Genomic DNA, 24,428 nt, shown 5'->3' on the forward strand with positions numbered 1-24,428 from the left:
AACACTTCTTTATTAAAAGGGAAGCAATAACAATTTGAATAGGACTACTCATAGATAAAGACACCACGCCCTGTTTTGCGACCTAGGTAACCCGCTGCTACCATTTCACGAAGTAGGGGGCAGGGACGATATTTGGAGTCACTAAAGCTTTCAAAATACACTTCCATCACGGCCAAGCAGGTATCTAGCCCAATGAGGTCTGCCAAGGCAAGTGGACCGATGGGTTGATTACAACCTAACTTCATACCCGCATCAATATCCTCCGGACTAGCAAGACCCTCATGCAGAACAAAAAACGCCTCATTAATCATGGGCAGCAATATTCTGTTCACAACAAAACCTGGCGAGTTTTTTACCGTAATAGGCTCTTTGCCAATACGCTGAGCCATCTCAATAATGGCGGCATGCGTCGCATCGCTGGTTTGTAGTCCGCGGATCACTTCTACTAAGGCCATCATCGGCGGAGGATTAAAAAAGTGCATGCCAATAAAACGTGCCGGATTGGAATCTAATGCAGCGAGTTGGGTAATGGAGATGGATGAGGTATTACTAGCGATGATAGTGTCATTACCAACGATCTCATCGACTTGATGCAAGATCTTCACTTTAACGGCCTGATTTTCAGTCGCTGCTTCAATCACTAAATTTAAGCCCTTGAGCTCACCATAAGAAGTGCTACACCGAATGCGCTGTAATGCTGCCTCTTTATTGGCTACAGAAAGCGTTTCTTTTTTTACGAGTCGATCTAGGCTTTTACCAATCTGGCTAAGGCCGCGCTCTAGCGCAGCATCATTGATATCCAGCATCACCACCTCTAGACCCGCTACAGCACATACTTGGGCAATACCATTCCCCATCGTCCCTGCGCCGATAACACCTACTGATTGAATCTTCATGCTATATCCTTTTTTGATACTGAGTGGAACCAAATAATTGTTCTCTAGCTTTACTGTCATGCAAGGGCTTACGTAAACTAGCCAATACTTCAACTCCACGTTTTACCGCAGGGCGCTCACCAATCTTTTCAAACCATTGTTTGAAATGAGGGTATTCATCAATCTCAATGCCTTGGTTTTTCCAGTTGCGAGTCCATGGGTAAATAGCAATATCTGCAATCGAATAGGTTTTGCCAGCGATATAAGCATGCTGCTTTAACTGCTGATCAAGCACCCCATATAAACGTTTTGCCTCATTGGTGTAGCGCTTGATGGCGTATTCAATTTTCTCAGGAGCATACAGTCGGAAGTGGTGGTTTTGACCTAACATTGGACCTAGGCCTCCCATTTGAAACATCAGCCATTGCAGTACTTCATATTTATCCCGCGTACTCTTAGGTAAAAATTTTCCTGTTTTGGCTGCAAGATAGAGCAAGATAGCGCCAGATTCAAAAAGGTGGATTGGCTTCCCATCAGGTCCCTGTGGATCAGTGATGGCTGGAATTTTATTATTTGGGCTGATTACTAAGAATTCTGCTTTAAATTGATCGCCTGCACCAATATCAATAGGGTGGGCAAGCCAGTCCTTGCCAAGCCGATAACCACACTCTTCCATCATGATGTGTACTTTGTGACCATTAGGAGTGGGCCAGCTATAGACATCTATCAGATTCTTATTGACCATCTTGATTTCCTTTATTTCTTTTAGATCGATTGCAAACGTTGCAATGCAGTGTGGAGTGTTTGTTCTTGTTTTGCAAAACAGAATCGAATTACACCTGATTCGACAGGCTGTTTATAAAAAGCAGAGACGGGAATAGCAGCTACACCTACTTCGGTAGTGAGCCAGGTACAAAAATCCGCTTCATTTGATTTAGCTTGGGGTATCTTAAGGCCGGTGTAATCGGCGCATTGAAAATAGCTTGCCGGTGTTGGTGATAACTTAAAGTCCGTGTCTTTTAAACCATTCCTAAAGAACTCGCGTTTTGCTTGATAAAAATGTGGAAGGCTAAGGTAATGCTGCTCATTTTTTAAATAGACAGCCAAGGCATATTGCATCGGCGTATTTACAGTGAAAACATTAAACTGATGCACCTTACGAAATTCTTGCATCATCGATTGTGGTGCGGCAATGTAGCCAATTTTCCAGCCAGTGACATGGTAAGTTTTACCAAAACTAGAAATTAAAAAGCTGCGAGAAGCGAGGGCAGGGTTGCCGGCAATGCTGTGATGCTGCTGCCCGTCATACACCATATGCTCATAGACTTCATCGCTCATTACCAAGACATTGGTGTTTTTAAGAAGCTGTGCCAATCGTTCCAGATCCGATGATTTCCACACCATACCGGTAGGGTTATGTGGCGTATTGATAATCAACAGTCGCGTGTTTTTATTGATAGCATTTGTTAATGCATCCCAAGGGATTGCATAGGAATTTACTTGACCTTGTTCATCACGGTGAACCATCAATGACACAGCAATAGGAATGCCCCCAGCCAATTCAATTGAGGGGCGATAACTGTCATAAGCCGGTTCGATGATGATCACCTCATCACCGGGACTCACGCAAGCAAGAATGGCAGTCATGATGGCCTGGGTACCACCAGCAGTAATCGTGATTTCTGAATCAGGATCATAGGCGTGACCATAGAGCGTGGTTATTTTTTGTGCCACGCCATCACGCAATCCTTTGATGCCTATCATCGGAGGGTATTGGTTATGGTTGGCGAGCATTGCGCTATTTACTTCTTCTATTAATGCGCGATCGCAGGGAAAGTCCGGAAATCCTTGTCCAAGATTAATAGCCTCATGTTCTGCAGCTAAAGCAGACATCGTAGTAAAAATAGTCGTTCCTACAGACGGAAGACGGCTTTTAAATGTGGGTGGTAGGGGAGTCTTGAGGTTCATGCAAGGGCTTTAAGGCACGTCAGGTCGGTAGTCGCTAGAATGGTAGAAATACATAATGAAATTGTGCCATGTTGATTGTCCTCTCTCCTGCTAAATCCTTAGATTACAAAACCCCCGTTCTGGTCAAGTCGCCCACTCTGCCTGAATTTGTTTCAGAATCCGCCAAACTGATTGCTGATTTGAAGAAATTGGCTCCTCAAGAGGTGGCTGATCTCATGGGTTTATCTGATCCATTGGCGACCTTAAACGTTGGTCGCTACCGGGATTGGTCTAAGAAATTCACCCTAGAAAACAGTAAACCTGCCATCTACGCCTTTAATGGCGATGTTTATGATGGCTTTGACGTAAAGACCCTCAGCACCAAGGCTGTGAATTTTGCCCAAGAACACCTGCGGATCTTGTCGGGCTTATATGGAGCTTTACGACCTTTAGACCTGATGCAGCCTTATCGCCTAGAAATGGGTACCACTCTTAAAAACTCCAGAGGCAAAGATCTCTATGCTTTTTGGGGTGAGCGCGTTACCGATACCTTAAAGAAGGTCCTAGAGAAGCAAAAAAAGCCCGTGTTATTAAATCTGGCCTCTGAAGAGTATTTCAAGGTAGTGCAAGCAAAAAACTTAGCGTGCCCAGTGATCTCTCCAATGTTTCAGGATGCTAAAGACGGTAAGTACAAAATTATTTCTTTTTATGCCAAGCGTGCAAGGGGATTAATGGCACGTTATGTGGTCGAGAACCAAATCACCGATTCTGCTGATTTAAAGGGCTTTAACCTAGACGGCTATAAGTATGCGGCTGCTGAATCAAAGCCTGATAAACCTGTATTTAGACGTTCAGAAAGAAAGTAAAAGAGTCGCTATGGCTGTACATCGCACTAAAGCATCACAACGCACCTCACCTGATCTCGAGAAACTCGTAGCCGATGCGATTTCCTTAGCCGCTTCGGGTAGCCAAATTGAAGATCGATTTTGGGAGGAGCGCTTAAATACGCGCTTAATGCGATTGCTGAAGAGTCAAAACCAAAATGCAATTGATGCTGCTCTAGATCAAACGTTTCGCATCAATACTATTGCCTTTGAAGTCTTAGCTGACTCTGCCGAGACCCTAGCAGAATCATTGGTGATGGAGCATGAGGGCAAAAGCTGGGATGTCTTGTTACTTGCGTTACCGATTGTTGCCCATACCCGGTATCAAATTCCTTCAGGTCCTTTATCCGTCAGTGCCATTGAATCAACTGCGCTGGCTTTGCAAGGTGCTATCGCTTCCACCGATGCCCGTTTAGCTATTATTCCTTGGCTGTACAGTATTGATCAAATGCCGCATTCACATTGCCAAACGCGCTTACTGACGGAAGCTTTGGCAACGGCAGCAATTACTGAGGGTGAAATTAAAATTGAGCTGCGTGATATGACTGAGACCATTGCGGTTTTAGCTGATCCCCGTTTTATCATTGCTGTGCTTGCTGCACCTTCTGGCATGCCCTTATTTCGCTGGCAGGCTGAACCTCCCACACGTATTGAGCGAGGCATGAGTTTGATCGGATGGAAGACGGCAATGCAAGATACTGTAGCGAGTTTGCTGCCCGGCTGCGAGTTTGACCTTCTCTTACCGGAGTCCTACTTTACGAACTGTCGATTAGCTGACAAACAGGTGCGGCCACTGAGTATGAGAGCTGCAGCAAACTTTTTGGAAAGTACGCTCGGTGTTTTACCCGCAGGGTTATCTTGCGTGGTTGGTGCGTTTGGTGAAGAGCAGGCCGATGAGTATCGAATTTCATTTAGCTTGAAAGGTTCATCCGAGATTGTCTATGGCGTAATCTGGCCTCTATACGATCGTGAGACAGTGACAAACGATGCGCTCAACGATCTATCTGAAGATGAAAGTCCGATCAAAAAGATTTGTGATGCTTTGCATGAAGCCGGGGTAGAGGATATTTTTCGCCATGCCATGCTGTTTGATCCTGAACTCTGTGATGACTGTGGTGCGCCCTTGTTTCCGGATCGTTCGGGTGAAGCAGTTCATGCTGAATTACCTGATGATGCACCCACTCAGCAACCCTTATTTCATTGAGCGAATTGATACGGAATCCAATAAAATAAAAAGCCGAGAACTTCTCGGCTTTTTTATTTCTTAGCTCAATTTAATTTGCGTAATTAGTTTTGCGTAAAAGGTTCAGTACCAGCAAATAAATGGGGGAGCTTGCCCGTTTTCATTTCAGCTGTTTGGCAAAAATCTGCCAAACGCGTCCCGGTTTTAATATTGAACAACATTGCCTTGTTTCCCAACACTACAAGATCATGTCCACTAGTTGTGTTTTTATAGCGCAGGCTGCCTGGCAATGAATTTTCACGGCTTAACTCAAACGTTTTAGATTCCCAAGTGAGGCGAACCTTGTCTGCTGTTCCTGTAGTTTGAAATTGCTTCTTATCAACACAAGTCCAAGTTGCTGCTACGTCACTAGCATAAATACTGCTAGCGCTGAAAATACTGATGCCAGTCAGACTGAGGGTGAGCAGGGTTCGCTTCATAGTAGTAATCCTTAGGACAGTAAATGTTTAACACCAGCTTGTTCTTCAAGCAATTCATTGAGAGTGTGATTCATGCGTTCACGAGAAAAAGCATCAATCTCTAGGCCTTCAATCATCTTGTATTCACCATTCTCGCAAACTACTGGAAAGCCATAAATGACTTCAGCAGGAATATCGTATTCACCTTTGGATGGTATACCCATTGTGACCCATTTGCCATGAGTGCCGAGTACCCAATCATGCATGTGGTCAATGGCCGCATTAGCTGCAGAGGCTGCTGATGATAGGCCGCGGGCTTCGATAATGGCAGCACCACGCTTACCCACTGTAGGGATAAAAGTATCTTTATTCCATGCCGCATCATTAATACTGTCTTTGACAGACTTACTATCAATAGTTGCGAAACGATAGTCTGGATACATGGTTGGGCTGTGGTTACCCCAAACGACCAATTTCTCTATATCTGCAACTGGTTTGCCCAGCTTAGCGGCCAATTGTGACAGTGCGCGGTTGTGGTCTAAGCGCAGCATGGCAGTGAAATTCTTTGCAGGAATATCTGGGGCAGATTTCATTGCAATGTAGGCGTTGGTATTCGCGGGATTGCCCACGACTAATACTTTGACGGTACGTTTAGCAACGGCATTGAGTGCCTTACCTTGGGCTGTAAAAATTTGTGCATTTGCGGAAAGCAAATCTTTACGCTCCATGCCAGGGCCACGAGGGCGCGCACCAACCAACAGGGCAATATCAATGTCTTTAAAGGCGGTCATTGGGTCAGAATGGGCGCTCATACCTGCTAATAGCGGGAAGGCGCAATCATCTAACTCCATCATCACGCCCGCTAATGCTTTTTGGGCTTTTTCATCAGGAATTTCCAGTAACTGGAGGATGACGGACTGATCTTTGCCTAGCAAATCACCATTGGCGATACGAAAAAGTAGGGAATAACCGATTTGACCGGCTGCGCCGGTTACAGCGACGCGCATTGGGGCTTTTGCCATTACTAATAACTCCAGTTGTGGTTAATTAACGAATTCTTACTCATTATCCATTCAAGAAGATCAACTTTCCATTTACACTGTTGTCCATGTCTTATATAAGATATTAAATAAGCCTGAATTTTATCTAAAGAAAGCGTTGCTGGAGTGAATTTGCCCTTGATATCTGAACCCATTGCTACATTTAGCCCTTTATATGAGCAAATTAAGGCCATGATTTTGGCGAGTTTACAGTCCTCAGAATGGCTTCCAGGCAGTGTTATCCCCAGTGAAATGGAGCTAGCAGCTCGCTATGCCGTGAGTCAGGGTACTGTGCGCAAGGCAATTGATGAACTCGCAGCACAAAATCTATTGGTTCGTCGTCAGGGTAAAGGCACTTTTGTCGCCACTCATCAAGAGGATGACTGGCAATACCGCTTTTTGCGGCTAGAACCAGACTCAGGTGGCCGAATTCATCTAAAAAGCCAATTTCTGGCCTGTGAATCGATTAAAGCAGATTTATCTGTTGCAAAACTGTTGAAATTAAAGATGGGAGACCCCGTGATTCGTATTGAGCGGACCCAGAGTACTGCCCGAAAGCCAATCGTATTTGAGGAGATCTGGCTACCAGAGACCCGTTTTATAGGACTGACCTTGTCCTCGCTCAACGCCTGGCCAGGCCCGATGTATGGTTTTTACGAGGCTACCTACGCTACCCATATGGTGCGCGCTGAAGAGAAGATTAAGGCAATTTTGGCTGACCAAGTGCTCTCGAGCCATTTGCAACTTCCTTTAAGCGCTGCTTTGCTATCCGTTGAGCGGGTTGCTTTTACCTATGGGAATAAGCCCGTAGAGGTACGGCATGCTCGATATGACACCTCTGAACAGCATTATGAAAACAAATTGAACTAGTGGAATCTAAGCCAAGCAGTACACTTATAGCTGCCATATAAATAAGCAATACCCCCTTTAAACACCTAAAAAAACTATTTATCCTTCCGTTTCCAATAGAATGTTGCAATACAACAAAACATCCCTGAACCTCCACAATAGAGAAAATCGCACATGGTTGATTCACAGCAAAAAGTAAAAAGCCCTAAGCCGGTTTACCGCAATATTGGCTTGGCGCAGTTAATTAAATATCGCCTTCCTTGGGCGGGTAAGGTATCCATCCTCCACCGTATCAGTGGCGCAGCACTTTTCTTAATGTTGCCATTTTTGCTGTATCTGTTCGATCAAAGCTTGGCATCAGAACTCAGTTACCAAAAATTTCAGGCGCTAACCGGTAACGTATTAGTCAAAATCATCTGCCTTGGCCTTATTTGGTCTTTCTTGCACCACTTTTGCGCTGGGATTCGTTATCTCTTACTAGATATGGATATTGGGGTGGAAAAATTAGATGCCAATCGCTCAGCGATCATCGTTTTTTCATTGGGATTGGCCCTGACCGCGATTGTGGGTCTTAAATTATTCGGCTTGTTTTAAGCGCTCTTAGGTTAAGGAAAACATATGTCTCAATATCAAATCGGACCAAAGCGTCTAGTAGTAGGTGCACATTACGGCCTTAAAGAGTGGATTATTCAACGCGCAACTGCAGTAGTGATGGTTGTGTTTACGATTGTTTTACTGGCTGATTATTTAATTAGCGGTAGTGCAACGTATGAAGGTTGGGCTGGCTTATTTAGCAATCAGCTCATGAAGTTGCTGACAATGCTCGCTTTTATCAGTCTGTTTTATCACGCCTGGATTGGTATCCGTGATATCTGGATGGATTACATCAAACCTGTCAGTATCCGTTTAACACTTCAAGTATTAACCGTTTTATATCTCGTAGCCTGCGCGGCTTATGCCATTCAAATTTTGTGGAAAGTGTAATTCGATGACCGCGATTAAAAAAGTGTTACCACGCCGTCGTTTTGACGCAGTAATTATTGGTGCAGGTGGTTCAGGTATGCGTGCTTCTTTGCAGTTAGCAGAGGCTGGTCTGAATGTTGCAGTGTTAACTAAAGTGTTTCCAACGCGTTCACACACCGTGGCTGCGCAAGGTGGTATTGGTGCTGCACTAGGTAATATGAGTGAGGATAACTGGCACTATCATTTTTATGACACCATCAAAGGTTCTGATTGGTTGGGTGATCAGGACGTGATTGAGTTTATGTGTCGTGAAGCACCTAAAGTAGTTTATGAGTTAGAACACTTTGGTATGCCTTTTGACCGCAACCCTGATGGCACTATTTATCAGCGGCCATTTGGTGGGCACACTGCAAATTATGGTGAGAAACCAGTACAACGTGCTTGTGCAGCTGCAGACCGTACCGGTCATGCAATGTTGCACACCTTATATCAACGCAACGTGCGCTCTAAGACCAACTTTTTTGTTGAGTGGTTAGCTTTAGATTTAATACGGGATGATGCTGGTGATGTCGTGGGTGTGACTGCACTCGAGATGGAAACGGGTGAAATTTATATTCTGGAAGCGAAGGTAGTAATGTTAGCTACCGGAGGTGCGGGTCGTATTTGGGACGCTTCCACAAATGCCTTTATTAATACTGGTGACGGTATGGGTCTTGCGGCCCGCGCAGATATTCCTTTAGAAGATATGGAGTTCTGGCAATTCCATCCTACGGGGGTTGCTGGTGCCGGTGTATTGCTCACCGAAGGTTGTCGTGGAGAAGGCGCCATTTTGCGCAATAAAGATGGTGAACGCTTCATGGAGCGTTATGCGCCAACCTATAAGGATTTGGCTCCACGAGATTTTATTTCTCGTTGCATGGATCAAGAGATTAAAGAAGGGCGCGGATGCGGCCCTAACGGCGACTATGTCGTATTAGATTTAACGCACATTGGTGCCGAGACCATCATGAAGCGTCTGCCATCGGTATATGAGATTGGTATCAACTTTGCCAACGTTGATGTGACCAAGGAACCTATTCCAGTCGTGCCGACAATTCACTATCAGATGGGCGGTATTCCAACTAACATCAATGGTCAAGTAGTAGTGCCTGCGAATGGTAAACACAATGAGATCGTCAATGGTCTGTATGCCATTGGTGAGTGCTCTTGCGTATCTGTTCACGGAGCGAATCGTTTAGGTACCAATTCTTTATTAGATTTATTGGTATTTGGACGTGCTGCAGGTAACCACATTGTTGGCTTGAACTTAAAGCAGCGTGAATTTAAAGCCCTGCCTGCAAACGCTGGTGAGAAAACCCTAGAACGAGTAGCGCAGTTGGATAACTCCACCTCTGGTGAGTATGCACAAGATGTTGCTAACGATATCCGTAAGACGATGCAAAAATATGCGGGCGTATTCCGCAATCAAGAGTTGATGGATGAAGGCGTTCGCCAAATGGCAAAGTTAACGGAGCGCGCTAAACATTTGTGGCTGAAAGATAAATCCTCAATTTTTAACACCGCACGCATCGAAGCTCTAGAAGTGGCTAATTTGATAGAGACTGCAAATGCAACGATGATCTCCGCAGCAGCGCGTAAGGAAAGTCGTGGAGCACATTCGCACAATGATCATCAGACGCGCGATGACGCCAATTGGATGAAGCACACACTTTGGTATAGCGAAGACAATCGCTTAGATTACAAGCCAGTGCAATTAAAGCCATTGACAGTCGATTCCTTCCCTCCTAAAGAACGTACCTTCTAAACGAAGAGAGATAAAAAAATGAGTGATATTCGTGTATTTGAAATTTATCGTTACGATCCTGATGTTGATGCCGCACCACGTATGGAGCGTTATGAATTAGAGCTCACCGGTGAGCGTATGTTGCTGGATGCCTTGATTTCTTTAAAGAAGCAAGATGAATCGATTACCTACCGTCGCTCATGCCGCGAAGGGGTTTGTGGTTCAGACGCTATGAATATCAATGGCAAAAATGGTTTAGCTTGCTTAACCAATATGCTAACTTTGCCTAAGGTCATTACATTACGACCATTGCCTGGATTGCCGGTAGTGCGCGACTTAATTGTCGACATGACTCTGTTCTTCAAACAATACCTCTCTATCAAGCCATATTTGGTGAACGACAATCCCGCTCCTGAAAAAGAGCGCCTCCAAAGTCCGGAGGAGCGCGAAGAGCTCAATGGTTTGTATGAGTGCATTCTCTGCGCATCCTGTTCAACAGCATGCCCATCCTTTTGGTGGAATCCGGATAAGTTTGTTGGCCCCGCTGGACTCCTGCAAGCGTATCGTTTTATTGCCGATAGTCGTGATGAAGAAACAGCCCAGCGCCTTGATAACTTAGAAGATCCGTATCGCCTGTTCCGTTGTCATACCATTATGAATTGCGTAGATGTATGTCCGAAGCATCTCAACCCCACTAAGGCAATTGGTAAGATAAAAGAATTGATGGTTCGCAGAGCAGTATGACCCTGTCTAATGCGGAGTTATATCGCTTAAAAAGTGATGCTCGAAGAGGCTTGCTAGAGAACGATTTAATTCTTCAGCGTTTTTTTGCTCGTTATGGCGCTCAATTAAGTGCAGAAGATGGAAAAGTATTAAGCCAGTTACTTGCTTTAGAAGACAATGATTTGATGGATTTACTGATTGGGCGTAAAGATTCTCTTCCCGCATGTGAGAATGAGGCAAAGATAGACTCTTTTAAGGTAGTGTTAAATAAGTTGAGAGAAAAGTAATGCGAGCTTTTGGTGCACCGGCAATCTAGTTGTGTATGTAATAGTGTAATTATTGTAAATTTGAATGACTAAGGATGAGAAATGATTGAATCGGATATCAAGGCTAAATTATCGTTTTCAGACGGTACTCCCGATATTGAGTTGCCGATTTATAAAGGTACAGTTGGTCCTGATGTGATCGATATTCGCAAGCTCTATGGTCAAACTGGCAAGTTCACTTATGACTCAGGCTTTTTATCGACTGCATCTTGCAATAGCAAGATTACCTATATTGATGGCGACAAAGGCGAGCTACTGTATCGCGGTTACCCGATTGAGGATTTAGCCAACAACTGTGACTTCCTGGAAGTATGTTTTTTGCTAATTAATGGCAGTTTGCCTAATGCGAAGCAGAAAAAAGACTTTGAAGAGCTGGTGATTCATCACACGATGGTGCATGAGCAAATGCAATTTTTCTTGCGCGGTTTCCGTCGTGACGCTCATCCTATGTCTGTATTAACAGGCTTGGTTGGCGCGATGGCAGCTTTCTATCATGATGCAATAGATTATGCGCAGCCAAAGGCTCGTGAAATTGCTCAGATTCGATTGATTGCAAAGATGCCGACCTTAGTGGCAATGGCATACAAATATTCAATTGGTCAGCCATTTGTTTATCCAAACAATTCTTTATCGTATACAGCGAACTTCATGCGTATGATGTTCGCTAATCCGTGTGAAGAGTACAAGATTAATCCGGTATTAGTACGTGCATTGGATCGTATTTTTATTCTCCATGCTGACCATGAGCAGAATGCATCCACATCGACGGTACGTCTTTGCGGTTCGTCTGGTACAAATCCATTTGCCGCCATCTCTGCTGGCATTGCTTGTCTATGGGGTGCTGCACATGGCGGTGCAAACGAAGCTTGCTTACAAATGCTTGAGGATATTCAGGCTAATGGTGGCGTTGAAAAAATTGGTGAATTTATAACCCAGGTTAAAGATAAAAACTCTAGTGTTCGCTTAATGGGTTTTGGTCATCGTGTATATAAAAACTTTGACCCCCGCGCTAAATTGATGCGCGAAACGTGTTATGAAGTTTTAAAGGAAATGGGTCTTGAGAATGATCCATTGTTTAAATTAGCGATGACGTTAGAAAAGATTGCGCTGGAAGATGAGTATTTTGTCAGCCGTAAGTTGTATCCGAACGTCGATTTCTATTCAGGTATTGTGCAGCGTGCCTTAGGCATTCCTACTGAAATGTTTACCTGTATCTTTGCTTTGGCTAGAACAGTGGGTTGGATTGCTCAATGGGAAGAAATGATTACTGATCCAGAGTATAAGATTGGCCGTCCACGTCAACTTTATGTTGGAGAGACTACACGTAAAGTTCCCAACTTGAGCGATCGTAAATAAGGCTATCAAAGGACTTCTATGGCACGTACGCTTTACGATAAGTTATGGGATGACCATGTTGTCTATTCTGAAGAAGATGGCACGGCGACTATCTATATCGACCGTCAGTTATTGCATGAAGTAACGAGCCCCCAAGCTTTTGAAGGACTGAACCTAGCGGGGCGTCCAGTTTGGCGTATTTCAGCTAACTTAGCTGTGTCTGATCACAATGTGCCTACTACTGATCGTTCCCAAGGGATCGCTGATCCGATTTCTAAGTTGCAGGTAGATACCTTAGATCAAAATTGTGATGCATTTGGAATAACGCAATACAAGATGAACGATACCCGTCAGGGCATTGTGCACGTGATTGGTCCTGAGCAGGGCGCTACTTTGCCTGGTATGACGGTTGTGTGTGGTGATTCTCACACCAGTACACATGGTGCATTTGGTGCCTTGGCTTTTGGTATTGGCACCTCTGAAGTCGAGCATGCCTTAGCAACCCAAACCTTACTCATGAAAAAGAGTAAGAATATGTTGGTGAAAGTGGATGGGCGTTTACAGCCTGGTTCGACTGCTAAAGATATTGTGCTTGCGATTATTGGAAAAATTGGTACGGCTGGCGGTACGGGTTATACGATTGAGTTTGCGGGCGAAGCGATTCGTAATTTGTCGATGGAAGGGCGTATGACCGTTTGTAATATGGCCATTGAAGCGGGCGCTCGTGCTGGTCTGGTGGCGGTTGATGAAACCACGATTGACTATATCCAAGGCAGACCTTACGCACCTAAGGGCGATATGATGCGCCATGCTTTGCAGTACTGGCGTACATTGCATTCAGATGCAGAAGCAAAGTTTGATGTAGTGGTTGAGCTGCGTGCGGAAGAGATCGCTCCGCAAGTTACCTGGGGTACTTCACCGGAAATGGTCTTATCGATTAGTGATAGCGTTCCTGATCCAGAAAAAGAGCGCGACCCTAATAAACGTTTGGCTATGGAGCGCGCTCTCGAGTATATGAATCTCATACCCAATACGCCAATGAGTCAAATTTCTGTAGATAAAGTATTTATTGGATCTTGTACTAATAGTCGGATTGAGGATATTCGTGCTGCAGCTAAAGTGGTTGATCGCCTAGGTAAGAAGGTAGCCCCTAACATCAAACTCGCTCTGGTTGTTCCTGGCTCAGGTTTAGTCAAAGCGCAGGCCGAGCGAGAAGGTTTAGATCGCGTATTTAAAGCCGCTGGTTTTGAATGGCGTGAACCGGGATGCTCTATGTGTTTAGCAATGAATGCAGATCGCTTAGAACCGGGTGAACGTTGTGCATCTACATCGAATCGGAATTTTGAAGGTCGCCAGGGTAATGGCGGTAGAACCCATTTAGTAAGTCCTGCAATGGCAGCCGCTGCTGCTATCGAGGGCCACTTTGTTGATGTTCGTAAAATCTCTTAAGGAACGACAATGTCTGCACTTTCTTCACTCACCATGATTAAAAAATTAACGATAGTTGCTATAGCTGGCTTGGTGCTTGCTGCTTGTGCCAATACGATGGAAGGTGTTGGTAAGGATTTGCAGACTATGGGTACCTCAATGGGGGGCACATCTAGTAAACCACAAAGCACGCCAAATCAATCCCAAACTCAGGGTAAGGATGTTGTGGTGACGCCTGTTAAGTAATTTAAGTGCTCATTTAAAAAGTCAAAGACTTCATCATGGATAAATTTACGGTATACCAAGGCTTGGTCGCCCCACTGAATCGCGAAAATGTGGACACTGATGCCATTATTCCGAAGCAGTTCTTAAAATCAATTAAAAAAACGGGTTTTGGCCAAAACTTATTTGATGAGTGGCGTTATTTAGATCATGGCGAACCTGGTCAAGACTGTAGCAATAGACCCATTAATCCAGACTTTATTCTTAACCAAGCCCGCTATCAAGGTGCTGGTATTTTGTTGGCCCGCAAGAATTTTGGTTGCGGCAGTTCCCGTGAGCATGCACCTTGGGCTTTAGCTCAATTTGGCTTTAGAGCGATCATTGCCCCCAGTTTTGCTGATATTTTCTTTAATAACTGCTTTAAAAATGGCCTCTTACCGATAGTCCTCTCAGAATTACAGGTGGACCATCTATTTAATGAAACTCTAGCTTTTACTGGCTACCAGCTCACTATTGATCTCGCCCGTCAGGAAGTGATAACCCCCAATAACACTGCATACAGCTTCGATATAGCGCCATTTAGAAAGCATTGCCTTCTCAATGGATTAGATGATATTGGCTTAACTTTGCAACATGCAGATAAAATTAAGGCTTTTGAAGCTGAGCGTATCCTCAAGATGCCTTGGCTTACAACTCAGTTGCCATAGTTTTAACCAGTTAAGGGTCTTTCATGAAAATTGCTGTCCTACCGGGCGATGGTATCGGCCCTGAAATTATTTCCGAAGCAGTTAAAGTGCTCAATGCACTCGGTCCAAAATTTGAATTAGAGACAGCACCTGTAGGTGGTGCTGCTTATGATGTTGCGGGCCACCCTTTGCCGCCCGCTACCTTAGAGTTGGCTAAAAATGCAGATGCTATTTTATTTGGCGCTGTCGGTGACTGGAAATACGATACCTTGGCTCGCGAATTACGTCCCGAGCAGGCTATTTTGGGTCTACGTAAACACTTAGAGTTATTCGCTAACTTTAGACCTGCTATTTGTTATGACGAATTAACCGCTGCCTCGAGTCTGAAAGCCGAGATTGTAGGTGGACTTGATATTCTGATTATTCGTGAGTTAAATGGCGATATTTATTTTGGTCAGCCACGCGGTATTAGAGCTTCTGAGTTGCCACTCTTTAAAGGGGCACGAGAAGGGTTTGACATGATGCATTACTGCGAACCAGAAGTAGAGCGTATAGGCCGCGTTGCCTTTGAGGCTGCCCGTAAGCGTAGTAAGAAGGTATGCAGTGTAGATAAAGCAAACGTTTTAGAAACCTCACAACTGTGGCGTGAGGTGATGATCCGAGTAGGCAAGGACTACCCAGATGTTGAGCTATCTCATATGTATGTTGATAACGCAGCGATGCAGTTGGTAAAAGCACCTAAAGCATTTGATGTAGTGGTGACTGGCAATCTGTTTGGCGATATTTTGTCTGATGAGGCTGCTATGTTGACAGGCTCTATTGGCATGCTCCCGTCTGCATCCTTGGATAAAAATAATAAAGGTCTATACGAACCGAGCCATGGTTCGGCTCCGGATATTGCTGGTAAAGGTATTGCGAATCCTTTGGCAACGGTTTTATCTGCCGCAATGATGCTGCGTTACTCACTAGGCTTGCCAGAGCAAGCCGATCGTATTGAGGCGGCGGTTCAAAAAGTATTAACGCAAGGCTTGCGTACGGCAGATATTTTTACTGCTGGCACTACCAAGGTGTCTACGATTCAAATGGGCGATGCTGTTGTAGCAGCACTCTCTCAATAATTTTATTCGTACCTCTATTTAATTAAGAATTTATCATCATGGCTAATACAAATTTACCCTTAGTAGGCTTAGTCGGCTGGCGCGGCATGGTTGGCAGTGTGCTTATGGATAGAATGTTGGCCGAAAAAGATTTTGACTTATTGGAGCCTGTTTTTTTCAGTACTAGCCAAGCTGGGGGCAAGGTGCCCTTAATCAATGGCCAACAAGTTGCTAAAAATGAACTTACTTTGTTAGATGCGAATGACATCACAGCATTAGCACGTTGCGATATGATCCTGACTTGCCAGGGCGGCGATTACACCAATGAAATTTTTCCACAATTACGTGCTGCTGGGTGGCAGGGCCATTGGATTGACGCAGCGAGTGCTCTGCGAATGAAGGACGACGCAGTACTTATTTTGGATCCAGTCAATCGCTCTGTGATTGATAAGGCATTAGCAGCTGGTGGAAAAAATTGGATTGGCAGTAATTGCACTGTGAGCTTAATGATGATGGCTATGGGTGGCTTGGTAAAAGCAGACATGGTTGAATGGATTAGTGCCATGACTTATCAAGCCGCTTCTGGTGCAGGCGCACAAAATATGCGTGAGTTACTTCTGCAAATGGGAGCGCTGCGTGATAGCGTAGCTACTGAATTGGCTGATCCTTCATCATGGATTTTAGATATTGACCGTAAAGTGACGGCAACCCTGCGTTCAGATAGCTTTCCAAAAAAGAATTTTCGTAATACTGCCTTAGCAGGTAGTTTAATTCCTTGGATTGATGTGCCTGTTGAGCATGGTCAAACCAAAGAAGAGTGGAAGGGCGGCTCTGAGTTTAATAAGATTTTAGGACGTCCTGCATTTAGATCTGCTGGCAGTATTCCAGTGGATGGCATTTGTGTTCGAGTAGGTTCGATGCGTTGCCATTCTCAAGGTTTAACCGTAAAGCTTAAGAAAGATATTCCGTTAAAAGAAATCGAAACCATTCTGGCGAATGACAATCAGTGGGTCAAAGTTATCCCTAATGATCGTGATACTACTGAGCATGATCTGTCGCCAGCTGCAGTGAGCGGTACTTTGTCAATCCCGATTGGGCGTTTACATAAGATGGCGATGGGGCCTGAGTATCTTGCGGCATTCACGGTGGGTGATCAGCTTTTGTGGGGCGCTGCTGAGCCATTACGCCGCATGCTCCGCATTTTGCTTGAGCGTTAATGATTTTTATTAGCCAAATCCGTTTTGTAAATTTCGTAAAGACAACCTGCGCATTTTTGCTTAGCTGGTCATGTGCAGCAGGTGCAGTTTCCTTAGGATCTCCTCGGTTACTCTCTCAAGCCGGTCAGCCGCTTAAGGTAGAGTTTCCTATTCGGGTTGGGGCTGATGAGCAGTCCGCCTTAGCTACTCTACAAGCGGGGATCTCCAATAAGACCGTCTATGATCGTTTGGGTATCTCTCAAAAATTATTAGATTTGAATCCCCAGGCGATGGTGTACCGCAATGCCCAAGAACAGCTCATGGTATTGGTGGAAACGGTCAATCCTGTACCTATTAGCGAAGACCCCTTTTTAGATCTCTTAGTTACCCTAAATTGGTCTGCTGGCAGTATTACTAAGGCTTACACTTTGCTGTTAGGAGACGTACAAAAAATTACGGTCAGGTCCGGGCAGACCCTATCAGAGATAGCTGCTCAGTTGGCACCACAATTAAATGGCGCCTCTCTAGATCAAACCATGATGGCATTATTTAAAGCCAATCCCGATGCCTTTGCTAGTGGCAGTATTAATCGCCTAGAGGCTGGCGCTGAACTGAATAAACCTAGTCAAGCGCTATTAAGATCTATTAGCCCTGCAGAGGCCAATCAATTTGTTGCTGAATCGAATGCCCAGTGGCAGGCCGAGCGTCATTCAAAGGGCGACACCCCCTTAAATTCAGACGCTAGTAAAACTAGCCTTGAAGAGCCCATTAAAGATAGGCTAAAGATTGGTGCTAATCCCCGTGCCAGCGAAGAAGAATTGGTTGCGGAAAAAGCATCACTGGAACAAACCCGTGCGCGTGTAGCAGAGCTTGAAAAAAATATTGCAGATCTAAAACGCTTACTCGAGGAAGCTAAAGGAAAGTCCTCAGAGAAAGCTGGTAATGAATCTGTTGCTCTTTTGGGTGGCTATGCTCCTGGCTTATTAGCATTAACGCTTATTGGATTTACGGGTTTATTGTTTTGGTTGCTGGCCAAAAATGCCCGTCGCTCAGAGCTAGTAGATTATCCTACTCGGGTACAGAAAGGTCGATCAGATCAAGTACCAGTAAAACCGGCTCAGGAATATCTAGGTTCGCATGGCGTGATGCCAGAGCGAGCTAAATCACTCTTTGCTGGCATTGATTTAGATCTGCCGCCTAGAAAAAATATTCCTAGCGATCAAGCGGTTGATAAAAATCTTCTAGCTGATGCCTTACGAGTGAAGCTCAATTTAGCGCGTGCCTATATCACCATTGAAGATTTCCCTTCTGCGAAAAAATCTCTAGAAGAGATTATTGTGATGAGTGATTCAATTGATAAAGCGCTCGGAATAGAAGCGCAGGCATTGTTGACTGAATTGTCTCGTCGGCCAAACTAAGCGAGTCATTAGTTATGCGTATTGCTCTAGGCCTTCAATATGATGGCAGTCCCTATTCTGGTTGGCAATCTCAAGTTCAGCAGGATACAGTTCAAGATCGACTAGAGAAAGCCATTAATGCTTTTGTAGGAGGGCAGGGATCATCACCCCCAATTCGGGTGATTACTGCTGGGAGAACCGATACTGGTGTGCACGCTTTAGGTCAAGTCGTTCACTTTGATGTTGATGTAGATAGAGACAATTGGTCATGGGTCAGAGGCGTTAATGCCTTTCTACCCGAGTCCATTGTGGTGAATTGGGCACAGTTAGTTTCAGATGAGTTTAATGCGCGCTACTGTGCACATGAACGTACCTATATCTACGCCTTACAAGCTGGGCCATGTCGCTCACCAATGATGCGAGATCATGCAGGCTACCTGATGTTGCCAGCAGACCGCTGGTTTGACATTGATGCGATGAAGCTGGCCGCCGAGTGCTTAATAGGTGAGCATGATTTCACTTCATTTCGTTCATCTGAGTGCCAAAGTAAAACTCCTATCAAGACGCTATATTCCATCGAGATTTTTTCTCAGGCGCCTTGGTTATATTTCAGAATTAAAGGAAATGCTTTCTTGCATCATATGGTGCGCAATTTAGTGGGTAGTTTTCTCCAAATTGGTGTAAGAAAACAATCGGCAAAGTGGATGTCGGAAGTTTTAGAGGCGAAAGATCGTAGTATTGCCGCACCTACTTTTTCTGCTGCCGGGCTTTACTTAGTGCAAATTAGTTACCCAGATGAATTTCGGATTCCAAATCCATTACTAGAGAATGCTTGGCTACCCCCATTTTTAACTGTTGATCTGCATAAAGACACAAAAAAATAGGCATATTAGCCTTTAGGGTAATAGTATTAAATTACAATTTTGAGATCATCCTGTTCTACATACAAAAAGGGTCATCATGTTTAAGTCGCAACCGAACAAGCAGCTTGGAAAATCTGTTGAAAATTTTGAAACCATTATTGGTGCATCGATCAGAATAGACGGAAATCTACTACTCCGTAGCAGTGTTCGTATTGATGGCCTGGTGAATGGCAACATTTTGCAAGAAGATGGTTGCGATGCCACTGTGGCAATTGCTAAAGGAGCCACCGTTACTGGCGATATCCGTGCAACGCATGTTATCGTTTCCGGAATCCTGCAGGGCAATATTTTTTCTTCTGATCGGGTGGAATTATTAGAGACTGCTTTTGTGAGTGGCGATGTAACGTATGGAACCTTAGGTATGCAGGTTGGAGCTAAACTCGAAGGAAAGTTGCGCCAAGCTGATAGCGATGTTTCTGGGCAAACGGCAGACCATTTAATTGCTCAGGCACGGCATAAGAGTAACGCCAGTTAAATAGTATGCAGATATTTTGGGTCTCAGGGCCAGTTGGTAAGATTCGCCGCCTGAATCTCACGCTCAAAAACTTATTGATAGGGATTGGTGGTTTTGCCCTTGCATTAATTTTTGTTGGCGTTTTTTTACAATATACCGGATTTCAGATGGCGATTGAGTACAACCCTCAGCTCGCCAGAAAACTCGGCAACGTACATACGGCCGTTGAATTAGAGAACTTAAGCGCCTTTTACCGTCAAAAGTTAGTGGCTATTGAGAACCAGGTAATTACTTATCAGTCTACGGTGAATGAACTTCAGATCAGCAATCAAAAATTAGCTGCATTAGCTACCCCTCTGCTAATTCAAAAAGAGAAGCCCAGCCTGTCCTCTGCTGGCGGTCCATTCATTACGCCAGTCCGCTCGACTAATAATCCTAGCTTAATGAATGCTTTGCAAGATTCATTGCAGGATATGAAGCATGGCAATGAGCATTTAAAAAAACTAACGATGCATTGGAATACCTATGTTTCTTGGTTAGAGGCCAGGCCTATTGGCAGCCCTATTGAAGGCCGTATTTCTATTTCAAGTGGCTTTGGTAAGCGTTTAGATCCATTTAAAAATTCTTGGAGTGAGCATTTGGGGGTTGATTTTCAGGCACCTCAAGGCACTTCGATAGTCGCCTCTGGGATAGGCTTCGTATCTAAAGCAGAGCGAGATCCCATCTATGGAAATCTTTTGGTGATTGATCACGCTGGTGGCTTTCAATCTCGGTATGCTCATACGAGTGAGTTTCTCGTATCCCTAGGAGAAAAAGTCCAGAGGGGGCAGTTGGTTGCCAAGGTGGGAACCACCGGTCGGTCAACCGGGCCCCACTTGCACTATGAGGTTCTCAAAGAGGGTAAGCTCATTGATCCATCCCAAGTGCTGATTGGTCATACCTCCGCGAGATAACCCGCTTATTTAGGGTGTCACCGCTTTTAACCCCCTTAAGCCTTTATTATGAGCATATGGGCTTACTTCACTACTCCCCAGGTCATACCAGAGTCAAAATCTGTGGGTTAATGTCGCCTGAAGATACTGATGCCGCTGTTGCCTCAGGGGTAGATGCGATCGGCTTCGTGTTTTACCCACCAAGCCCCAGGTTTGTTAGTCCGGCAATTGCCGCCTCCTTGATTTCCAGGCTTCCAGCAGGGGTTGATGCTGTCGGGCTTGTTGTCAATGCTTCGAATGCTCAATTTGAGGCGATTCGGGCTGTGGCTCCCATTACTTTGTGGCAATTTCATGGGGATGAGACCCCAGATGACTGTCAACGGCTTGCTGCTGGTCAGCCCTGGATAAAAGCGGCACGTGTGGGTGCTCAGTTCGCATTTGACGATTTTTCCCTACAATATAGGCAAGCAAATGCCTTTTTGCTCGATGCCCTGGTTGAGGGCTATGGAGGAGGGGGCATTCCTTTTGATTGGCAAGGAATACCGCAAGCATGGATAAGCGCAAACGCGCCTCAGGTCGTTTTGAGTGGTGGATTGAACGTGCACAACGTGGCCGACGCCATTGCTCGTCTGCATCCCTGCGCGGTTGACGTCTCTAGTGGCGTAGAAATCAGCAAGGGTGTAAAAGACCACGTCTTGATGAGAGAGTTTATTCAAGCAGTACGTGCAGCCGATGCTGCCTCATCACCTTAATATTGCTTTAAATAATCAAAGAGGTATTTATGTACGATAAGCCAGATTCTCGTGGACACTTCGGTCCTTACGGCGGTGTGTTTGTTTCTGAAACATTGATGTTTGCATTAGATGAGCTGAAAGCTGCTTATGCAAAGTATCAATATGATCCTGAATTTTTAGAAGAGTTCCACTACGAGCTAAAGCATTTTGTTGGTAGACCATCGCCGGTGTATCACGCTAAGCGCTGGAGCGAAATGCTAGGCGGTGCACAGATTTACCTTAAACGGGAAGATTTAAATCATACTGGCGCTCACAAAATTAATAACGTGATTGGTCAAGCTATGTTAGCGAGACGTATGGGCAAGCCGCGCATTATTGCTGAGACAGGAGCAGGGCAGCATGGTGTCGCAACTGCCACAATTTGTGCTCGCTTTGGTTTAGATTGCACGGTCTACCAAGGCTCAGTTGATGTGGCACGTCAAGCACAGAATGTATTTCGTATGAAATTATTAGGTGCAAAAGTAGTACCAGTTGAATCTGGTACAAAGACTCTGAAGGATGCCTTAAACGAAGCAATGCGCGACTGGGTCACCAATGTTGACGACACCTTTTACATTATTGGCACGGTTGCTGGTCCGCATCCATACCCCATGATGGTGAGAGATTTTCAAAGTGTCATTGGGGAAGAGTGCAAAGTTCAAATGCCTGAGCTCACAGGACGTCAACCGGATTACGTGATGGCCTGTGTTGGAGGAGGTTCTAATGCAATGGGCATCTTCTACCCCTATATTGATTATCCTGAGGTGAAGTTGGTTGGTGTTGAGGCCGCTGGTCATGGGCTTATGAGTGGCTTACATTCTGCAGCGCTGTGCGTTGGTAAGCCTGGAGTACTGCATGGTAATCGCACTTATTTACTACAAGATGAGAATGGTCAGATTTCCGAAACTCATTCGGTCTCTGCTGGTATGGACTATCCCGGTGTTGGTCCAGAGCATGCTTGGCTCAAAGATTCTGGCCGCGCTGAGTATGCAGCGATCACTGATGAAGAGGCGTTAAAAGCCTTCCACGATTGCTGTCGCATCGAAGGCATTATTCCCGCCCTCGAGTCTTCACATGCGATTGCCTACGCTTGTAAATTAGCCCCGACCCTAGCTAAAGATAAAACTATTTTGATCAATTTATCGGGTCGAGGTGATAAAGACATGCATACCGTTGCTCAAGCTACTGGCTCTGAAGGCTAATACGCTGCTTTAAGAATATAAAAATTTACTACCGATTGTTATGTCAAAAATTACTGCTATTTTTCAAGAATTAAAAGCCAGTGGGAAAAAAGGATTAATTCCCTTTATTACTGCTGGTGATCCTGACCCAGGTCTGACTGTTGAACTAATGCATGCTTTAGTTCGGGGCGGCGCTAATGTCATCGAATTAGGTGTGCCTTTTTCTGATCCCATGGCAGATGGCCCAGTAATTCAGCGTTCATCAGAGAGAGCACTTATGCAAGGCGTCACTTTGCATGGCTGCCTAGAGATGGTGAAAGAATTCCGTAAAGCAGATATGCATACTCCGGTTGTCTTGATGGGCTATGCCAATCCCGTGGAGCAGATGGGAGCAGAACGTTTTGCAACGGAAGCAAAAGCTGCAGGTGTTGATGGTGTGTTGATTGTGGATTACCCGCCAGAAGAGTGCGTTGATTTTGCTGCGCGTATGCGGGTTGCTGGTGTAGACCCCATCTTCTTATTAGCACCTACTTCCTCAACAGCACGCATTCACGAAGCAGCCAAAATAGCGGCTGGATATATTTATTATGTTTCTATGCGCGGTGTGACTGGTGCATCGAACCTAAATACCGAAGATGTTGCCAGTAATATCCCTAAAATTCGTGAGGTAAGCAGTATTCCGATTGCGGTTGGTTTTGGCATCCATGATGCACAAAGTGCGCGTACAGTATCTAAAACAGCAGATGCAGTAGTCATTGGCAGTCGAATTATTCGACTTTTAGAGGAGGCTCCCCCGGGCCAGGCGGTACAATCACTCGAAACCTTTATGCGTGAAATTCGTGTTGCCTTAGATAGTTAAAGTACTGGATAGTTAAGAATAGATGAGCTGGATCGATAAATTACTACCTCCCCAAATTCAACATACGGATCCTGCGAACCGTAAATCAGTGCCAGAGGGTTTGTGGGTTAAATGCCCTAGCTGTGAAACTGTTCTCTACAGCACGGATATTGAAGCGAATCTTTCTGTATGCCCCAAATGTAGTCACCATATGCGTATTGGTGCACGTCAACGCCTTGATAGTTTGCTTGATCCTAAGGATCGCTATGAGATTGGCGCGGATATCTATCCGATGGATCCGCTTAAATTTAAGGATTCTAAAAAATATACGGATCGAATTAAAGAGGCAAATGATGCATCGGGTGAATCCGAGGCCTTGATTGTGATGGGTGGAAAGATTGAAAATATACCTGTAGTGACTGCGTGTTTCGAGTTTCAATATATGGGCGGCTCCATGGGTTCAGTAGTAGGTGAGCGGTTTGCTCGTGGAGTCCAAGAAGCTATTGCCAAGAAGTGCGCTTTTATTTGCATCACTGCAACGGGCGGTGCCCGTATGCAGGAAAGCTTACTGTCACTTTTTCAGATGGCAAAAACAAATTCGATGCTGACGTTACTATCTAAAAAAGGCTTGCCTTACATTAGTGTGTTGACAGACCCTACAATGGGCGGCATTTCTGCAAGCTTTGCATTTATGGGTGATGTTGTGATGGCAGAGCCAAAGGCTTTGATTGGATTTGCTGGTCCACGCGTGATTGAGCAAACCGTTCGTGAGAAATTACCAGAAGGCTTTCAGCGCTCTGAATTTCTCATGCAAAAGGGTGGCATTGATATGATTGTGGATCGACGTCAAATACGCGGAGAGATTGCGCGTTTGTTGGCTTTGCTCCAGCAACTACCTGAGCCTGCGACTGCGGGTGGCGCAGCCGTTTAAAGCG

Annotated in this window: 27 protein-coding genes; 22 read left to right on the forward strand and 5 right to left on the reverse strand. The window is 45.0% G+C overall.

Annotation, left to right across the window (positions count from 1 at the left end):
- Positions 1-44: 44 nt before the first annotated feature.
- The 3 genes from DCO16_RS05070 to DCO16_RS05080 are packed head-to-tail and all read right to left on the reverse strand — an operon-like array spanning position 45 to position 2,843.
- On the reverse strand, positions 45-896 hold the full coding sequence (locus DCO16_RS05070; RefSeq protein WP_173942647.1) for a 3-hydroxybutyryl-CoA dehydrogenase: 852 nt from the start codon (positions 894-896) through the stop codon (positions 45-47).
- Between the two features lies 1 nt (position 897).
- A complete protein-coding gene (locus DCO16_RS05075; protein WP_173943778.1) occupies positions 898-1,605 on the reverse strand; it encodes a glutathione binding-like protein in 708 nt (235 codons plus the stop codon).
- A 35-nt stretch (positions 1,606-1,640) separates the two neighbouring features.
- Positions 1,641-2,843 (reverse strand): methionine aminotransferase, encoded by a 1,203-nt coding sequence (locus DCO16_RS05080; protein ID WP_173942648.1) that lies wholly within the window; start codon positions 2,841-2,843, stop codon positions 1,641-1,643.
- 68 nt (positions 2,844-2,911) lie between these two features.
- On the opposite strand from DCO16_RS05080, the gene yaaA reads away from it, so the two are divergent.
- Together yaaA and DCO16_RS05090 are read left to right on the forward strand one after the other, a co-directional pair.
- Positions 2,912-3,688 carry a peroxide stress protein YaaA gene (gene yaaA, locus DCO16_RS05085; protein WP_173942649.1) on the forward strand — a complete coding sequence of 259 codons (777 nt, stop codon included), beginning with the start codon at positions 2,912-2,914 and terminating at the stop codon, positions 3,686-3,688.
- Between the two features lie 10 nt (positions 3,689-3,698).
- Complete coding sequence (locus DCO16_RS05090; RefSeq protein ID WP_173942650.1) at positions 3,699-4,910, forward strand: DUF2863 family protein; 1,212 nt, start codon at positions 3,699-3,701, stop codon at positions 4,908-4,910.
- An 83-nt stretch (positions 4,911-4,993) separates the two neighbouring features.
- Here DCO16_RS05090 and DCO16_RS05095 read toward each other — a convergent pair whose 3' ends face one another.
- Together DCO16_RS05095 and DCO16_RS05100 are read right to left on the reverse strand one after the other, a co-directional pair.
- Positions 4,994-5,368: a hypothetical protein gene (locus DCO16_RS05095; protein WP_173942651.1), complete on the reverse strand. Its 375-nt coding sequence runs from the start codon at positions 5,366-5,368 to the stop codon at positions 4,994-4,996.
- An 11-nt stretch (positions 5,369-5,379) separates the two neighbouring features.
- Entirely contained in the window at positions 5,380-6,369 is a 990-nt protein-coding gene (locus DCO16_RS05100; RefSeq protein WP_173942652.1) for a malate dehydrogenase, read from the reverse strand.
- A 144-nt stretch (positions 6,370-6,513) separates the two neighbouring features.
- Here DCO16_RS05100 and DCO16_RS05105 point away from each other — a divergent pair, with 144 nt between their 5' ends.
- From DCO16_RS05105 to accD, 20 genes are all read left to right on the forward strand, one after another.
- Positions 6,514-7,257, forward strand: coding sequence for a GntR family transcriptional regulator (locus tag DCO16_RS05105; RefSeq protein ID WP_254598107.1), 744 nt, complete (start codon positions 6,514-6,516; stop codon positions 7,255-7,257).
- Between the two features lie 153 nt (positions 7,258-7,410).
- Positions 7,411-7,830, forward strand: a complete 420-nt coding sequence (sdhC, locus tag DCO16_RS05110) for a succinate dehydrogenase, cytochrome b556 subunit (protein WP_173942654.1) — start codon at positions 7,411-7,413, stop codon at positions 7,828-7,830.
- Between the two features lie 24 nt (positions 7,831-7,854).
- On the forward strand, positions 7,855-8,220 hold the full coding sequence (gene sdhD, locus DCO16_RS05115; RefSeq protein ID WP_173942655.1) for a succinate dehydrogenase, hydrophobic membrane anchor protein: 366 nt from the start codon (positions 7,855-7,857) through the stop codon (positions 8,218-8,220).
- A gap of 4 nt (positions 8,221-8,224) precedes the next feature.
- Positions 8,225-10,003 carry a succinate dehydrogenase flavoprotein subunit gene (gene sdhA, locus DCO16_RS05120; RefSeq protein WP_173942656.1) on the forward strand — a complete coding sequence of 593 codons (1,779 nt, stop codon included), beginning with the start codon at positions 8,225-8,227 and terminating at the stop codon, positions 10,001-10,003.
- Positions 10,004-10,021: 18 nt separating this feature from the next.
- Positions 10,022-10,726: a succinate dehydrogenase iron-sulfur subunit gene (locus DCO16_RS05125; RefSeq protein ID WP_173942657.1), complete on the forward strand. Its 705-nt coding sequence runs from the start codon at positions 10,022-10,024 to the stop codon at positions 10,724-10,726.
- Positions 10,723-10,992: an FAD assembly factor SdhE gene (locus tag DCO16_RS05130; RefSeq protein ID WP_173942658.1), complete on the forward strand. Its 270-nt coding sequence runs from the start codon at positions 10,723-10,725 to the stop codon at positions 10,990-10,992. The genes DCO16_RS05125 and DCO16_RS05130 overlap by 4 nt, the downstream gene beginning before the upstream one ends.
- Before the next feature lie 81 nt (positions 10,993-11,073).
- Positions 11,074-12,387, forward strand: a complete 1,314-nt coding sequence (gene gltA, locus DCO16_RS05135; RefSeq protein ID WP_173942659.1) for a citrate synthase — start codon at positions 11,074-11,076, stop codon at positions 12,385-12,387.
- A gap of 18 nt (positions 12,388-12,405) precedes the next feature.
- A complete protein-coding gene (leuC, locus tag DCO16_RS05140) occupies positions 12,406-13,815 on the forward strand; it encodes a 3-isopropylmalate dehydratase large subunit (RefSeq protein ID WP_173942660.1) in 1,410 nt (469 codons plus the stop codon).
- Between the two features lie 9 nt (positions 13,816-13,824).
- Complete coding sequence (locus DCO16_RS05145) at positions 13,825-14,040, forward strand: hypothetical protein (RefSeq protein WP_173942661.1); 216 nt, start codon at positions 13,825-13,827, stop codon at positions 14,038-14,040.
- Between the two features lie 35 nt (positions 14,041-14,075).
- Positions 14,076-14,723, forward strand: coding sequence for a 3-isopropylmalate dehydratase small subunit (leuD, locus tag DCO16_RS05150; protein WP_173942662.1), 648 nt, complete (start codon positions 14,076-14,078; stop codon positions 14,721-14,723).
- 23 nt (positions 14,724-14,746) lie between these two features.
- On the forward strand, positions 14,747-15,820 hold the full coding sequence (gene leuB / locus DCO16_RS05155) for a 3-isopropylmalate dehydrogenase (protein ID WP_173942663.1): 1,074 nt from the start codon (positions 14,747-14,749) through the stop codon (positions 15,818-15,820).
- 38 nt (positions 15,821-15,858) lie between these two features.
- Complete coding sequence (asd, locus tag DCO16_RS05160; RefSeq protein WP_173942664.1) at positions 15,859-17,016, forward strand: aspartate-semialdehyde dehydrogenase; 1,158 nt, start codon at positions 15,859-15,861, stop codon at positions 17,014-17,016.
- A gap of 56 nt (positions 17,017-17,072) precedes the next feature.
- A complete protein-coding gene (locus DCO16_RS05165) occupies positions 17,073-18,413 on the forward strand; it encodes a FimV/HubP family polar landmark protein (protein ID WP_254598108.1) in 1,341 nt (446 codons plus the stop codon).
- 14 nt (positions 18,414-18,427) lie between these two features.
- Positions 18,428-19,276 (forward strand): tRNA pseudouridine(38-40) synthase TruA, encoded by an 849-nt coding sequence (truA, locus tag DCO16_RS05170; RefSeq protein ID WP_173942666.1) that lies wholly within the window; start codon positions 18,428-18,430, stop codon positions 19,274-19,276.
- Between the two features lie 76 nt (positions 19,277-19,352).
- Complete coding sequence (locus tag DCO16_RS05175; protein WP_173942667.1) at positions 19,353-19,790, forward strand: bactofilin family protein; 438 nt, start codon at positions 19,353-19,355, stop codon at positions 19,788-19,790.
- 5 nt (positions 19,791-19,795) lie between these two features.
- Complete coding sequence (locus DCO16_RS05180; protein WP_173942668.1) at positions 19,796-20,722, forward strand: M23 family metallopeptidase; 927 nt, start codon at positions 19,796-19,798, stop codon at positions 20,720-20,722.
- A gap of 56 nt (positions 20,723-20,778) precedes the next feature.
- Positions 20,779-21,453, forward strand: a complete 675-nt coding sequence (locus DCO16_RS05185) for a phosphoribosylanthranilate isomerase (protein ID WP_173942669.1) — start codon at positions 20,779-20,781, stop codon at positions 21,451-21,453.
- A 29-nt stretch (positions 21,454-21,482) separates the two neighbouring features.
- Complete coding sequence (gene trpB, locus DCO16_RS05190; RefSeq protein WP_173942670.1) at positions 21,483-22,676, forward strand: tryptophan synthase subunit beta; 1,194 nt, start codon at positions 21,483-21,485, stop codon at positions 22,674-22,676.
- Positions 22,677-22,716: 40 nt separating this feature from the next.
- Positions 22,717-23,514 carry a tryptophan synthase subunit alpha gene (trpA, locus tag DCO16_RS05195; protein WP_173942671.1) on the forward strand — a complete coding sequence of 266 codons (798 nt, stop codon included), beginning with the start codon at positions 22,717-22,719 and terminating at the stop codon, positions 23,512-23,514.
- Between the two features lie 22 nt (positions 23,515-23,536).
- Entirely contained in the window at positions 23,537-24,424 is an 888-nt protein-coding gene (accD, locus tag DCO16_RS05200) for an acetyl-CoA carboxylase, carboxyltransferase subunit beta (RefSeq protein ID WP_173942672.1), read from the forward strand.
- Positions 24,425-24,428: the final 4 nt, after the last annotated feature.

The sequence above is a fragment of the Polynucleobacter antarcticus genome, assembly GCF_013307245.1.
Lineage (GTDB): Bacteria > Pseudomonadota > Gammaproteobacteria > Burkholderiales > Burkholderiaceae > Polynucleobacter > Polynucleobacter antarcticus.

What these genes read in the sequence shown, in the direction of transcription:
- DCO16_RS05070 (WP_173942647.1), bottom strand. Translation starts at nt 896, where the DNA reads ATGAAGATTCAATCAGTAGGTGTTATCGGCGCAGGGACGATGGGGAAT.
- DCO16_RS05080 (WP_173942648.1), bottom strand. Translation starts at nt 2,843, where the DNA reads ATGAACCTCAAGACTCCCCTACCACCCACATTTAAAAGCCGTCTTCCG.
- yaaA (WP_173942649.1), top strand. Translation starts at nt 2,912, where the DNA reads ATGTTGATTGTCCTCTCTCCTGCTAAATCCTTAGATTACAAAACCCCC.
- DCO16_RS05090 (WP_173942650.1), top strand. Translation starts at nt 3,699, where the DNA reads ATGGCTGTACATCGCACTAAAGCATCACAACGCACCTCACCTGATCTC.
- DCO16_RS05095 (WP_173942651.1), bottom strand. Translation starts at nt 5,368, where the DNA reads ATGAAGCGAACCCTGCTCACCCTCAGTCTGACTGGCATCAGTATTTTC.
- DCO16_RS05100 (WP_173942652.1), bottom strand. Translation starts at nt 6,369, where the DNA reads ATGGCAAAAGCCCCAATGCGCGTCGCTGTAACCGGCGCAGCCGGTCAA.
- sdhC (WP_173942654.1), top strand. Translation starts at nt 7,411, where the DNA reads ATGGTTGATTCACAGCAAAAAGTAAAAAGCCCTAAGCCGGTTTACCGC.
- sdhD (WP_173942655.1), top strand. Translation starts at nt 7,855, where the DNA reads ATGTCTCAATATCAAATCGGACCAAAGCGTCTAGTAGTAGGTGCACAT.
- sdhA (WP_173942656.1), top strand. Translation starts at nt 8,225, where the DNA reads ATGACCGCGATTAAAAAAGTGTTACCACGCCGTCGTTTTGACGCAGTA.
- DCO16_RS05125 (WP_173942657.1), top strand. Translation starts at nt 10,022, where the DNA reads ATGAGTGATATTCGTGTATTTGAAATTTATCGTTACGATCCTGATGTT.
- DCO16_RS05130 (WP_173942658.1), top strand. Translation starts at nt 10,723, where the DNA reads ATGACCCTGTCTAATGCGGAGTTATATCGCTTAAAAAGTGATGCTCGA.
- gltA (WP_173942659.1), top strand. Translation starts at nt 11,074, where the DNA reads ATGATTGAATCGGATATCAAGGCTAAATTATCGTTTTCAGACGGTACT.
- leuC (WP_173942660.1), top strand. Translation starts at nt 12,406, where the DNA reads ATGGCACGTACGCTTTACGATAAGTTATGGGATGACCATGTTGTCTAT.
- DCO16_RS05145 (WP_173942661.1), top strand. Translation starts at nt 13,825, where the DNA reads ATGTCTGCACTTTCTTCACTCACCATGATTAAAAAATTAACGATAGTT.
- leuD (WP_173942662.1), top strand. Translation starts at nt 14,076, where the DNA reads ATGGATAAATTTACGGTATACCAAGGCTTGGTCGCCCCACTGAATCGC.
- leuB (WP_173942663.1), top strand. Translation starts at nt 14,747, where the DNA reads ATGAAAATTGCTGTCCTACCGGGCGATGGTATCGGCCCTGAAATTATT.
- asd (WP_173942664.1), top strand. Translation starts at nt 15,859, where the DNA reads ATGGCTAATACAAATTTACCCTTAGTAGGCTTAGTCGGCTGGCGCGGC.
- truA (WP_173942666.1), top strand. Translation starts at nt 18,428, where the DNA reads ATGCGTATTGCTCTAGGCCTTCAATATGATGGCAGTCCCTATTCTGGT.
- DCO16_RS05175 (WP_173942667.1), top strand. Translation starts at nt 19,353, where the DNA reads ATGTTTAAGTCGCAACCGAACAAGCAGCTTGGAAAATCTGTTGAAAAT.
- DCO16_RS05180 (WP_173942668.1), top strand. Translation starts at nt 19,796, where the DNA reads ATGCAGATATTTTGGGTCTCAGGGCCAGTTGGTAAGATTCGCCGCCTG.
- DCO16_RS05185 (WP_173942669.1), top strand. Translation starts at nt 20,779, where the DNA reads ATGGGCTTACTTCACTACTCCCCAGGTCATACCAGAGTCAAAATCTGT.
- trpB (WP_173942670.1), top strand. Translation starts at nt 21,483, where the DNA reads ATGTACGATAAGCCAGATTCTCGTGGACACTTCGGTCCTTACGGCGGT.
- trpA (WP_173942671.1), top strand. Translation starts at nt 22,717, where the DNA reads ATGTCAAAAATTACTGCTATTTTTCAAGAATTAAAAGCCAGTGGGAAA.
- accD (WP_173942672.1), top strand. Translation starts at nt 23,537, where the DNA reads ATGAGCTGGATCGATAAATTACTACCTCCCCAAATTCAACATACGGAT.